This is a genomic window from Pseudomonas sp. R3-41, from assembly GCF_054161485.1.
The window spans coordinates 6,476,910-6,489,071 of sequence record NZ_CP096421.1 but is presented as its reverse complement, the minus strand read 5'-3'; the positions used below and the strand labels follow the sequence as shown (position 1 = coordinate 6,489,071).

The 12,162-nt window shown below is 62.0% G+C and carries 10 protein-coding genes; 5 read left to right on the top strand and 5 right to left on the bottom strand.

From position 1 onward, the window contains the following. The first annotated feature begins 114 nt into the window (after window positions 1–114). The 5 genes from M1D99_RS28015 to mdoH all read left to right on the top strand — a co-directional run bounded on the left by M1D99_RS28015 (window position 115) and on the right by mdoH (window position 7,189). The gene (locus M1D99_RS28015) at window positions 115–1,026 is read left to right on the top strand and encodes an alpha/beta hydrolase (RefSeq protein ID WP_458131118.1); all 912 of its coding nucleotides are present in this window, start codon (window positions 115–117) and stop codon (window positions 1,024–1,026) included. Between the two features lie 104 nt (window positions 1,027–1,130). Next, on the top strand, window positions 1,131–2,102 hold the full coding sequence (gene pip / locus M1D99_RS28010) for a prolyl aminopeptidase (protein WP_458131117.1): 972 nt from the start codon (window positions 1,131–1,133) through the stop codon (window positions 2,100–2,102). Continuing rightward, window positions 2,099–2,536 carry a D-aminoacyl-tRNA deacylase gene (gene dtd / locus M1D99_RS28005; protein WP_186706112.1) on the top strand — a complete coding sequence of 146 codons (438 nt, stop codon included), beginning with the start codon at window positions 2,099–2,101 and terminating at the stop codon, window positions 2,534–2,536. Before pip ends, dtd begins: the two co-directional genes overlap by 4 nt. Window positions 2,537–2,886: 350 nt before the next feature. Beyond that, on the top strand, window positions 2,887–4,626 hold the full coding sequence (locus M1D99_RS28000) for a glucan biosynthesis protein G (protein WP_189656173.1): 1,740 nt from the start codon (window positions 2,887–2,889) through the stop codon (window positions 4,624–4,626). Beyond that, window positions 4,619–7,189: a glucans biosynthesis glucosyltransferase MdoH gene (gene mdoH, locus M1D99_RS27995; RefSeq protein WP_186706110.1), complete on the top strand. Its 2,571-nt coding sequence runs from the start codon at window positions 4,619–4,621 to the stop codon at window positions 7,187–7,189. The genes M1D99_RS28000 and mdoH overlap by 8 nt, the downstream gene beginning before the upstream one ends. 572 nt (window positions 7,190–7,761) lie before the next feature. Here the strand turns inward: mdoH and M1D99_RS27990 are convergent. The 5 genes from M1D99_RS27990 to M1D99_RS27970 form a co-directional block, all read right to left on the bottom strand. Then, window positions 7,762–9,678: a methyl-accepting chemotaxis protein gene (locus M1D99_RS27990; RefSeq protein WP_458131116.1), complete on the bottom strand. Its 1,917-nt coding sequence runs from the start codon at window positions 9,676–9,678 to the stop codon at window positions 7,762–7,764. 246 nt (window positions 9,679–9,924) lie between these two features. Then, entirely contained in the window at window positions 9,925–10,632 is a 708-nt protein-coding gene (locus M1D99_RS27985) for a 16S rRNA (uracil(1498)-N(3))-methyltransferase (RefSeq protein WP_458131115.1), read from the bottom strand. Further along, a complete protein-coding gene (gene tatC / locus M1D99_RS27980; protein ID WP_186706104.1) occupies window positions 10,629–11,426 on the bottom strand; it encodes a twin-arginine translocase subunit TatC in 798 nt (265 codons plus the stop codon). The genes M1D99_RS27985 and tatC overlap by 4 nt, the downstream gene beginning before the upstream one ends. Beyond that, entirely contained in the window at window positions 11,423–11,842 is a 420-nt protein-coding gene (gene tatB / locus M1D99_RS27975; protein ID WP_186706103.1) for a Sec-independent protein translocase protein TatB, read from the bottom strand. Before tatB ends, tatC begins: the two co-directional genes overlap by 4 nt. Window positions 11,843–11,852: 10 nt before the next feature. Beyond that, window positions 11,853–12,140, bottom strand: coding sequence for a twin-arginine translocase TatA/TatE family subunit (locus M1D99_RS27970; RefSeq protein ID WP_186706102.1), 288 nt, complete (start codon window positions 12,138–12,140; stop codon window positions 11,853–11,855). Window positions 12,141–12,162: the final 22 nt, after the last annotated feature.

Genomic DNA, 12,162 nt, shown 5'->3' with positions numbered 1-12,162 from the left:
AGAAAAAAAGCGGGCGCTGCGCACCCGAGCGGGAGCAAGCTCCCTCGCCACAGAAGCCACAGAAGCCACAAAAACGGCTGAGCCACATCCTCTTTCGACGCATGGCAATCCAAGATGGCCTACCCACTTTCCCAGGCAATGTCCGCCTTCATCGACAAAACCCTGAGCTTCACCGCCCCGGACGACAGCCTCGACGGTTCGCGCCAGGCCTACAGCCAGATGTGCCGGGCGTTTACCTCGCCGCGTCCGCCAACGCTCGCGGTGGAGGATTTGCAGTTGGCCGGCGTGGCCATCCGGGCCTATCACCCGCGCATTGCGCCGCCGCTCGCCGGCTGGCCGTGCATTCTCTACCTGCACGGTGGCGGTTGGGTGGTGGGAGACCTGGATTCTCATGACTTCATCTGCATGGAACTGGCGGCTGAGCTTGGCGCGTTGGTAGTGGCGGTGGATTACCGGCTGGCCCCGGAGCATCCGTTTCCGGCCGCGTTCGAAGATTGCCTCGCGGTGTGGCACCACTTGGCGGACACCCCGTTTGCCATCGACCCGCGTCGCCGGGCGGTGGCCGGTGACAGTGCCGGCGGCAACCTCGCCGCTGCGTTGTGCTTGGCCTTGCGCGACGCCGGGCAGCCGTTGCCCCGGGCCCAGGTGTTGATCTACCCGGCGCTTGGTGGCCCGGCGGATTTGCCCTCACGCCAAGCGTGCATGGATGCCCCGCTCTTGAGTGGCCGCGACCTGGAGCGCTATGAGGCGCTGTACCTGTGTGGCGTCCGGCCCACGCCTTATGCCATGCCGCTACTCGCCGACGACCTGGGGGGCCTGCCGCCAGCGCTGGTTGCCGTCGCGCAATGGGACCCGCTGCGCGACGATGGTGTCCGTTACAGCGAGCGGCTGAAAGCCGCAGGGGTGGACTCCGTGCTGTATATCGGCGAAGGGCTGGTCCACGGTTGCCTGCGTGGCCGGGGCCAGGTGCCAGAGGTCGATCAGTTGTATCGCACGCTGCTGGCGTTCCTGGCTGACATGCTTTGACTGCGCAGGGGGCATGCTCATTAAGGTGATTCGGGTTTATGATGCCGGACGGCAGATTAAATAGACGTCCCCACAGGGATGACTCGACCCTTACGGAGCGCGCAATGCAGACTTTGTACCCGCAGATCAAACCCCATGCCCGGCACGATCTGGCTGTCGATGACACCCACACGCTCTATGTCGATGAAAGCGGTTCCCCGGAAGGTCTGCCAATGGTATTCATTCACGGTGGCCCGGGTGCTGGCTGCGATGCGCAGAGCCGGCGCTACTTCGATCCGAACCTTTACCGTATCGTCACCTTCGACCAGCGCGGTTGCGGTCGCTCCACTCCCCACGCCAGCCTGGAAAACAACACCACCTGGGATCTGGTCGAAGACCTGGAGCGCATCCGCAAGCACCTGGGCATCGAAAAATGGGTGCTGTTCGGCGGTTCCTGGGGCTCGACCCTGGCCCTGGCCTACGCCCAGACCCATCCGGAGCGGGTGCATGGCCTGATCCTGCGTGGGATCTTTCTCTGCCGTCCGCAGGAAATCGAGTGGTTCTATCAGGCTGGCGCCAGTCGCCTGTTCCCCGACTATTGGCAAGACTACATTGCGCCGATTCCGCTGGATGAGCGCGACGACTTGCTCAGCGCTTTCCACAAACGCCTGACCGGTAACGACCAGATTGCCCAGATGCATGCGGCCAAGGCCTGGTCCACCTGGGAAGGTCGTACCGCGACCCTGCGTCCTAACCCGCTGGTGGTCGATCGTTTCTCCGAGCCGCAGCGGGCGCTGTCGATTGCCCGGATCGAATGCCACTACTTCACCAACAACGCGTTCCTCGAACCCAACCAGTTGATTCGCGACATGGGCAAGATCGCCCATTTGCCGGGCGTCATCGTGCACGGCCGCTACGACGTCATCTGCCCGTTGGACAACGCCTGGGAGCTGCATCAGAACTGGCCCAACAGCGAACTGCAGGTGATCCGCGACGCCGGTCACGCCGCTTCGGAACCGGGAATTACCGACGCGCTGGTGCGCGCCGCTGCGCAAATGGCCCGGCGCCTGCTCGACCTGCCGCCCGAGGAAGCATGAAGGGGCTGCTGCAACGTGTGCGCTGCGCACGGGTCGAAGTAGCCGGTGAGATCGTCGGGGCCGTAGACCAAGGCTTGCTGGTGCTGGTGGCCGTCGAGCCCGGGGATACCCGGGCCAGCGCCGACAAACTTCTGCATAAGCTGCTTAACTATCGCGTGTTCAGCGACGCCGAGGGCAAGATGAACCTGTCCCTGGTGGATGTCGGTGGTGGGCTGCTGCTGGTGTCGCAGTTCACCTTGGCGGCGGACACCAAAAGCGGCCTGCGTCCAAGTTTTTCCACGGCCGCGCCTCCGGCCTTGGGCGAAGAGTTGTTCAACTATTTGCTGGCCCAGGCGAAACAGGTGCATGGCACAGTGGCATCAGGTAGATTCGGCGCCGACATGCAGGTGCATCTGGTCAATGATGGCCCGGTAACCTTCCTGTTACAGTCCTGAAAGCGTTTGAAACATCTTTTCCGTTCTGTTTCGAGGCTAAACAGGGAGTTTTCTCGATAAATACTTTGCTACCCCTGATGCGTTGTCACGCGGGCTACTAGATAATCGCGCGCTACGGGGGATCAGCGTTCGCTGGTCCATTTGACTTAGGTAGAGACTTGTCCTGAACCGTTTGGGGAATCATTTTGCCCCGTCGGAGTCGGAACAATGCTCGCCAACTTGGCAAGAGTGGTCCGCAGGAACGGTTTTTCAGCGCCGTTACCGTGTAGATACTTTATCTGGCCGTTGGTTTTTTGATCAGTTTTCGGCGAGGGTTGCTCGTGATTGTTAGTCCCTGTAATGCACCAAAAATGACTGCCAAACGGTTTAGAAGCGCCTTGGTAGCGGGCTCGGCCCTGCTGTGCCTGTTCGGCGCGGGCCAACTGTGGGCATTCAGCCTGGATGATGTATCGGCGAAGGCACAAGAACTGGCCGGGCAGAAATTCGAAGCCCCGCGCAGCAATTTGCCGAACGAATTCCGCGAAATGAAGTTCGCCGATTATCAGAAAATCCGTTTCCGCACCGAAAAAGCGGAATGGGCCGACCAGAAGACCCCGTTCCGGCTGTCCTTCTATCACCAGGGCATGCATTTCGACACGCCGGTGAAAATCAACGAAATCACCGCGACCACCGTCGACGAGATCAAGTACGACCCGACACGGTTCGATTTCGGCGACGTGAAGTTCGATCCCAAGGCCACCGAACAGTTGGGCTACGCCGGTTTCCGCGTGTTGTACCCGATCAACAAGGCCGACAAGCAAGACGAAATCATGACCATGCTGGGCGCGAGTTATTTCCGCGTCATCGGCAAGGGCCAGGTCTACGGCTTGTCCGCGCGTGGCATGGCCATCGACACCGCGTTGCCATCCGGTGAAGAGTTTCCACGCTTTCGCGAGTTCTGGATCCAGCGTCCGAAACCAACCGACAAGCACCTGGTGATCTTCGCCCTGCTGGATTCGCCACGGGCCACCGGCGCTTATCGCCTGACCGTGCGTCCGGGCACCGACACCGTTGTCGACGTGAAATCCCGGGTGTTCCTGCGCGATCGCGTCAACAAACTGGGCATCGCCCCGTTGACCAGCATGTTCCTGTTCGGCGCCAACCAGCCGTCCAAGGTGCTCAACTACCGTCGTGAACTCCACGATTCCAGCGGCCTGTCCATCCATGCCGGCAACGGCGAGTGGATCTGGCGTCCGCTGAACAACCCGAAACACTTGGCCGTGAGCAACTTCTCGGTAGAAAACCCGCGTGGTTTCGGCCTGCTGCAACGGGGTCGTGACTTCAGCCACTATGAAGACCTGGATGACCGTTACGAAAAACGCCCAAGCGCCTGGATCGAACCGAAAGGCGATTGGGGCAAGGGCACCGTCGATCTGGTCGAGATCCCGACCGCCGACGAAACCAACGACAACATCGTTGCGTTCTGGAGCCCGGAAAAACTGCCTGAGCCAGGCCAGCCGCTGGACTTCGCCTACCGTCTGCACTGGACCCTCGACGAAGCCAACCTGCACTCGCCAGACAGTGCCTGGGTCAAGCAGACCCTGCGCTCCACCGGTGATGTGAAGCAGTCCAACCTGATCCGTCAACCGGACGGCAGCGTGGCCTACCTGGTGGATTTCGAAGGGCCGTCCCTGCAAGCGTTGCCTGAAGACGCCGAAGTGCGTAGCCAGGTGAGCGTTGGCGACAATGGCGAGATCGTCGAGAACAGCGTGCGCTACAACCCTGAAACCAAGGGCTGGCGCCTGACGCTGCGACTGAAGATCAAGGACCCGAAACAGGCCACCGAGATGCGTGCGGCACTGGTTCGTCCGCTGACGCCTGTCGAAGCCCCGGCCGCCTCGCATTCCGCGACCACGACCCTGGCCAAGGCTGACAAGATCGCCCGCCAGCAGACTGAAAAAGAGCTCGCGAAAGAAAAAGCGCAAGACGAAGCCAAGGCTGTCCAGGCGGACACCGCCGCGGTCGAACCGACCCCAACCCAGCAGGAACCGGAACCGACTGAGCAAGTCCTGACCGAGACCTGGAGCTATCAGTTGCCAGCCGATGAGTAATACTCCAGTACAGCCAGAGACACTCAGTGAGTACCTGGCCCACTTGCCCATGACCGACGAGCAGCGCGCCGAACTGGCGGGCTGCAAGTCCTTCAGCGAATTGCACGAACGCCTGTCGTCGCCGACGTTCGACGCGCCCACCGAGGCTGTGCAAGCCTCGGTGGGCCGCCGGCTGACCCTGAGCACCGCCGAAGAGCTTGAAGAAGCGGAAATGCTGGGGCTCGACGCCAGTGGCCGGGTGTGCCTGAAAGCGACACCGCCGATCCGTCGGACCAAGGTCGTGCCGGAGCCGTGGCGCACCAATATCCTGGTGCGCGCCTGGCGGCGCCTGACCGGTCGCACCAACCCGCCGAAGCCGCCCAAGGATGAGCGCGTGCTGCCCCATGCACGCTGGCGTACCGTGGGTTCGATCCGCCGCTACATCCTGTTGATCCTGATGCTCGGCCAGACCATCGTCGCCGGTTGGTACATGAAGGGCATCATGCCGTATCAGGGCTGGTCGTTCGTCGACCTGGAAGAAGTCCTGCACCAACCGCTGTTGCAGACGGCCACGCAAGTGCTGCCGTATGCGTTGCAGACCAGCATCCTGATTCTGTTCGGGATCCTGTTCTGCTGGGTGTCGGCAGGTTTCTGGACAGCGCTGATGGGCTTTCTCGAATTGCTCACCGGCCACGACAAATACCGCATCTCCGGCGCCAGCGCCGGCAACGAGCCGATTCCCAAGGATGCCCGCACCGCGCTGGTGATGCCGATCTGCAACGAAGACGTGCCGCGGGTATTCGCCGGTTTGCGCGCCACCTTCGAGTCGGTGGCCGCCACCGGTGACCTGGATCGCTTCGATTTCTTCGTGCTCAGCGACAGTAACGAAACCGATATCTGCGTGGCCGAACAGCAAGCCTGGCTGGACGTCTGCCGTGAAGCCGGGGGCTTCGGCAAGATCTTCTACCGTCGTCGTCGCCGTCGCGTGAAACGCAAGAGCGGCAACCTCGACGACTTCTGCCGTCGCTGGGGCAGCGACTACAAGTATATGGTCGTGCTCGATGCGGACTCGGTGATGAGCGGCGAATGCCTGACCAGCCTGGTGCGCCTGATGGAAGCCACGCCGGACGCCGGCATCATCCAGACCGCGCCGCGGGCTTCGGGCATGGACACGCTGTATGCGCGCATGCAGCAGTTCGCCACGCGAGTGTACGGTCCGCTGTTCACCGCCGGCCTGCACTTCTGGCAGTTGGGTGAATCCCATTACTGGGGTCACAACGCGATCATCCGGATGAAGCCGTTCATCGATCACTGCGCCTTGGCGCCGTTGCCGGGTAAAGGCGCGTTCTCGGGCGCGATCCTGTCCCACGACTTTGTCGAAGCCGCGCTGATGCGCCGTGCCGGCTGGGGCGTGTGGATTGCCTATGACCTGCCGGGCAGCTACGAAGAGCTGCCACCGAACCTGCTGGACGAACTCAAGCGTGACCGTCGCTGGTGCCACGGCAACCTGATGAACTTCCGGCTGTTCCTGGTCAAGGGCATGCACCCGGTGCACCGTGCGGTGTTCCTGACCGGCGTGATGTCTTATCTGTCGGCGCCGCTGTGGTTCTTCTTCCTGGTGCTGTCCACCGCGCTGCTGGCGGTGAACACGCTGATGGAGCCGCAGTACTTCCTTGAGCCACGCCAGCTGTATCCGCTGTGGCCGCAATGGCATCCGGAAAAGGCCATCGCCCTGTTCTCGACGACCATCGTGTTGCTGTTCCTGCCCAAGCTGCTGAGCATCGTGCTGATCTGGGCCAAGGGCGCGAAGGAATTCGGTGGCAAGTTCAAGGTGACCATGTCGATGTTGCTGGAGATGCTGTTCTCCATGCTGCTGGCGCCGGTTCGCATGATCTTCCACACCCGTTTCGTGCTCGCCGCTTTCCTGGGCTGGGCCGCGACCTGGAACTCGCCGAAACGTGACGACGACTCCACGCCATGGAGCGAAGCGGTCAAGCGTCACGGTCCACAAACCTTGCTGGGCTTCTTCTGGGCCTTGCTGGTGATCTGGCTGAACCCAAGCTTCCTCTGGTGGCTGGTGCCGATCGTTGGGTCGCTGATCCTGTCGATCCCGGTGTCGGTGATCTCCAGTCGCGTGGGCCTGGGCTTGAAATCCCGTGATGAGAGCCTGTTCCTGATTCCCGAGGAATACGCACCGCCCCAGGAGCTGCTGTCGACGGACCAGTACACCCATGAGAACCGTTGGCACGCGCTGAACGACGGTTTCATCCGGGCGGTGGTCGATCCACAACAGAACGCCTTGGCGTATGCGCTGGCCACCTCGCGTCACGGCCAGGCCGAGCCGATTGAATGGCTGCGGGTCGAACGCGTTCGCCACGCTTTGAAGGTCGGCCCTGCCGGTCTCAATAACGCTGAGCGGCTGGCCTTGCTGAGCGACCCGGTGGCCTTGTCCCGCCTGCACGAGCAGGTCTGGAGCGAGGCGCATCCCGAGTGGCTGGCGGCGTGGCGTGAGTCGGTGAAGGCCGATCCTCATGCACCGTTGTTGCCGCTGCAGCCGGTGAGCGTACAGCCTCAAGTGGCCTGATACACAAAAAGCCCCGCTTCTGGAAGGAAGCGGGGCTTTTTGTTGGGCGCATTTCTATCTGCGGATCGCCCTTGTGGCGAGGGAGCTTGCTCCCGCTGGGCTGCGGAGCAGCCCCAAAACCATTCTGCAAGGTGCGTCTGGGAACAGCAGGGTGGTTTTTTACGACTGCTGCGCAGCCGAGCGGGAGCAAGCTCCCTCGCCACGGGTTTGTTGTTTGCTCAGGAAAAATGGCTTTTCCAGTGGAAGTGAAGGCCAGATCATAGCCCCGCCGCCATCGCGAGCAAGCTCGGCTCCCACAGGGATTGGCGGTGGAGCGAGCTTGCTCGCGATGGCGGTGTGTCAGTTTGCGGTGATGTTGGATGTGCCGGCCTCTTCGCGAGCAGGCTCGCTCCCACAGGAGAGACGCGAGCCCACCAAGAGCCAGGCCGCCTCGCGGCGGCCCACGGAGCAATGCCTTCGTTCAGGCATGCCGAGCCTAGGCGAGGCACCGAGTGGTGGGGCGGGAGGGCTTTGCTTACTTTTGACTGGGCCGGGCTTCCGGGCTTCTCAGAAGTGAGCAGCCCCAAAGGACATCAAACCCGAAAGCGCCCCACCAACGTCTGCAAATGAACCCCCAACCGCGCCAGCTCAGCACTGGAGGCAGCCGTCTCCTCACTGGACGCCGCCGTCTGCTCCGACACATCACGCACATTCAGCACACTACGATTAATCTCCTCAGCCACCGCACTCTGCTGCTCGGCCGCTGCGGCAATTTGCTGATTCATCGACTGGATCGCCGAAACTGTCCGAGTGATGTTCTCCAACGAACTCCCCGCACGACGGGTCAGTTCGACGCTGCTGTCGGTCAGGCTACGGCTGTTGTCCATGATGGTCGCGACCTGTTCGGTACCGGTCTGCAGGCCCACGATCAGTTCTTCAATCTCTTCGGTGGATTTCTGGGTGCGCTGGGCCAAGCTACGGACCTCGTCGGCCACCACGGCGAAGCCCCGACCGGCTTCGCCGGCACGGGCTGCCTCGATGGCCGCGTTGAGGGCCAGCAGGTTGGTCTGCTGGGCCACGGACTTGATCACGTCCAGGACGCTGCCGATCTTGTCGCTCTCACGCTTCAAATCGCCCATGGCGGCAGTGGAGTTGCCTACTTCCTTGGCCAGGCGCTCGATCTGGGCGATGGCTTCGCCAACGACCTTGTCGCCTTCACGGGCTTGCTGGTCGGCGGCGACGGCGGCTTCGGAAGCTTCCTCGGCGTTGCGCGCCACTTCCTGCACCGTGGCGGTCATTTCGTGCATGGCGGTGGCGACCTGATCGGTTTCCACTTTTTGGCTGTTGACCCCGGCGCTGGTCTGTTCGGTCACGCTTGAGAGTTGTTCAGCGGCGCTGGCGATCTGGGTAACCCCTTCACCGATGCCACCGATCAATTGCCGTAAGCCGACGGTCATGCTTTGCATGGCACGTTGCAGTTGGCCGAGTTCGTCGCGGCGGTCGGAGGTAAGGTTGTGGGTCAGGTCGCCAGCGGCGACGCGCTCTGCCACCTTCAGGGTCTGATCCAGCGGGCCGACGATCTGTCGGGTAATGAGCAGGGCGGTGATCACGCCAAACAGCAGCGCCAGTGCGGCGGCTGCGATCAGGACGCTCTTGGCCTGGGCGGTGTCGTGGTCACGCACGGCGGTCTGGGACACGGTGAGCTTCTGGCTGGAATCGATCAGTACCTGGCCCTGCTGACTCATGCTCTGCAATGCGGCGCCGTTATCAAGTTGGGAATCGCGGAACTGGCTGACCGCCGCTCGATAGATGTTCATCGAGTCGCTGGCCTGTTGGAGCTTGTCGGCGTGCTCTTCGGGCAACTGCGCCGGCAAGCGTGCCAAGAGTTTCAAGACATCGGTGATTGCATCGATGGCCGGTTGTTGGGCCTCGCTTTTACCGCTGTAGGTGTAGCCGCGAACCTGATAGCGCGCCTGTTGGATGGCCTTGCTCAAGGTAACGATGCTGTTGAACTGGGTGATGTCGCCACCTTGCAGCAGCGCTTTTTCCACTTCGGCGACGCGGGCCACGGTGTTATCGGCGCTGGCGCCCAGCTTGCTGCGGGCGTCTTCGCGGCTGACGGTGGCGCTGGTCATCTGGGCGAAGGCGCTTTTGTATTCGGCCACGGCGGCCAGTTGCTGGTCGATCAGTGCAACATCGGCAGGCTGTTCGATCAACTCGCGAGCGGTTTTCAGGCCGGCTTCGAGTTTGCCAAGCAGGTCGTTGACCTGTTGCGGCCCTTTCTCGCCCCGCGTGGTGTTGTAGTCGATGCTGGCCAGGTTCAAGTCCTTGCTCAAGTCATTGAGACTGGCAATGAACCCCAGCTTGTCGCCCCGGCTGATGACATTGCCCAGGCCGGACCAGCCGGTGAACGCAATCATCAAGGTGAGGAGCAGCACCAGGCCGAAGCCTGCGCCGAGTTTGCGGTTAACGCTTACATTTCCCAGACCCTGGGCAAGCCACCCGAACATGCTGATACTCCCTTGGAGCGTTGAATTGGTTTTATGGGGAATGTATCGGCAGCTTGGGCGCGATCTGTAGGAATGAACTCAGGATTCTAAGGCTGTTTATTTTGTGGCGAGGGGATTTATCCCCGTGGGGACGCGAAGCGGCCCTAAGCAGTGACGTGCCCACTCATTGACTGGGCACCGAAGAGGGGCTGCTGCGCAGCCCGGCGGGGATAAATCCCCTCGCCACAGGAGAAGCGGCGATGCCATTTAGAACAACCTTGCCAGCAGGGCTGTAACGGCAGTCTCGACCCGCAGGATCCGCTCTCCCAGCTGCACCGGTTGCAAGCCGGCCTTGCCCAGCAGGTCGATCTCGTAGGGGATCCAGCCGCCTTCGGGGCCAATTGCCAGGGTGACGGGTTCCGTCAGGGCCCGGGGGCAGGGCGGGTGGTTGCCTGGGTGGCCGACCAGCCCGAGGGTCCCGTTCACAAGGGCCGGCAGGCGGTCTTCAACGAAGGGCTTGAAGCGCTTTTCAATGACGATTTCAGGCAGCACGCTGTCCCGAGCCTGCTCCAGGCCCAGGATCAATTGCTCACGAATTGCCTCGGGCTCCAGGAACGGCGTCTGCCAAAAGCTCTTTTCTACGCGATAGCTGTTGACCAGCACCACCCGCGGCACGCCCATGGTGGCGATGGTCTGGAACACTCGCCGGAGCATTTTCGGACGCGGCAGGGCGAGCACCAGGGTCAGTGGCAACTTGGCCGGTGGCGCCTGGTCGAGGATCACTTGCAGTTCGGCTTCCCGAGCTTCCAGGCGCAGCACCTGGGCTGTGCCCATCAACCCGCCAATGCGCCCGACACGCAGGTTGTCGCCGACCGCGCTGCGGTGGACTTCCTGCATGTGGGTCAACCGGCGATCGCTCAGGATGACGCGGTCAGGCCCGATGAAATCGGCCTCTTCGAGCAGCAGCAGGTTCACGCTTGGGTCGCTGGCGGCTGATCGTTGTGGTCATCGACCGGTTGGTCCTCGGGGTCTTCCTGCCGACGTTTGCGCACCAGGCCACCGAACAGGATGCCGATCTCGAACAGTAGCCACATCGGCACGGCCAACAGGGTCTGGGAAAAGATATCCGGCGGGGTCAGGATCATGCCGACCACGAAACAGCCGATGATCACGTAGGGGCGGATCTTCTTCAGGTAGGCGACATCGACCACGCCGATCCACACCAGCAGCACCACCGCCACCGGGATTTCGAACGCCACGCCGAAGGCGAAGAACAGCGTCATGACGAAATCCAGGTAGCTGCTGATGTCCGTCATCATCTCCACGCCCGCCGGGGTGGCGGCGGCGAAGAACTTGAAGATCAGCGGGAACACCAGGTAATAGGCGAAGGCCATGCCGGTGTAGAAGAGCAGGATGCTGGATACCAGTAGCGGCACGGCGATGCGTTTTTCATGCTTGTACAGGCCCGGTGCGATGAAGCCCCAGATCTGGTGCAGGATCACCGGGATCGCCAGGAACAGCGAGACCATCATCGTCAGCTTCAGTGGCGTCAGGAACGGCGACGACACGTCGGTGGCGATCATCGTCGCCCCTACCGGCAAGTACTGGCGCAGCGGCGTGGAGACGAAGGTGTAGATCTGCTGGGTGAAGGAAAACAGCCCGGCGAAGATGATGAAAACCGCCGCGACGCAACGCAGCAGGCGGGTGCGCAACTCGGTGAGGTGCGATACCAGCGGCATCGGCTGGTCGTTTTCAGGGATATCGCTCATGGGGCTCGCGGCGGCAAAGTAGGGTCGTTAGGCGCAGGCGCAGCGGTGGAGGCTGTGTCCGCTACCGTCGGTGTCGCTGGCGCCGGTTCTGCCACCGGCACGCCGCTTTCTGGCGTTTGGGAAGCCATCGTCGGCTCGACCACGGGCTGGACCGGCGTCGGTTCCTGTTGGGTCGGCGTGAAGATTTTCCGCGCTTCCTGCTCCAGGGACAGAATATGTTCGTTGTGCAGTTGCCGACGGATATCGTCGGCACCGATTTCACGTTCAACTTCCTGTTTGATCGCATTGAAGCTGCGCTTCAGGCGCCCGATCCACAGACCGGCAGTGCGCGCAGCACCCGGCAGGCGCTCGGGGCCCAATACCAACAGGGCGACGAGGCCGACGAGCAGCAGTTCAGTGAAGCTGATCCCAAACATTAGTCAGTGCTCACGAGTCTTTGCGGATGGGCTCTTCGACTTTCTGGGCCTGCACATCGATGGTATTCGGTGCATTCACAGGCTGAGTGGCCTGCGGGTGTACCGGTTGGGCCGGTTGTCCGGGCTGGGCTTGGGTGGTCGTCGGATCGGCTGGTTTTTCATCATCGTTCATGGCTTTGCGAAAGCCCTTGATCGACTCGCCGACATCGGTGCCGAGGTTTTTCAGTTTCTTGGTACCGAACACCAGCACCACGACGACCAGGATGACGACCCAGTGTTTCCAGTCAAAGATACCCATGTGGCTACTCCTCTCAAAAATT

What these genes read in the sequence shown, in the direction of transcription:
- M1D99_RS28015 (WP_458131118.1), top strand. Translation starts at nt 115, where the DNA reads ATGGCCTACCCACTTTCCCAGGCAATGTCCGCCTTCATCGACAAAACC.
- pip (WP_458131117.1), top strand. Translation starts at nt 1,131, where the DNA reads ATGCAGACTTTGTACCCGCAGATCAAACCCCATGCCCGGCACGATCTG.
- dtd (WP_186706112.1), top strand. Translation starts at nt 2,099, where the DNA reads ATGAAGGGGCTGCTGCAACGTGTGCGCTGCGCACGGGTCGAAGTAGCC.
- M1D99_RS28000 (WP_189656173.1), top strand. Translation starts at nt 2,887, where the DNA reads ATGACTGCCAAACGGTTTAGAAGCGCCTTGGTAGCGGGCTCGGCCCTG.
- mdoH (WP_186706110.1), top strand. Translation starts at nt 4,619, where the DNA reads ATGAGTAATACTCCAGTACAGCCAGAGACACTCAGTGAGTACCTGGCC.
- M1D99_RS27990 (WP_458131116.1), bottom strand. Translation starts at nt 9,678, where the DNA reads ATGTTCGGGTGGCTTGCCCAGGGTCTGGGAAATGTAAGCGTTAACCGC.
- tatC (WP_186706104.1), bottom strand. Translation starts at nt 11,426, where the DNA reads ATGAGCGATATCCCTGAAAACGACCAGCCGATGCCGCTGGTATCGCAC.
- tatB (WP_186706103.1), bottom strand. Translation starts at nt 11,842, where the DNA reads ATGTTTGGGATCAGCTTCACTGAACTGCTGCTCGTCGGCCTCGTCGCC.
- M1D99_RS27970 (WP_186706102.1), bottom strand. Translation starts at nt 12,140, where the DNA reads ATGGGTATCTTTGACTGGAAACACTGGGTCGTCATCCTGGTCGTCGTG.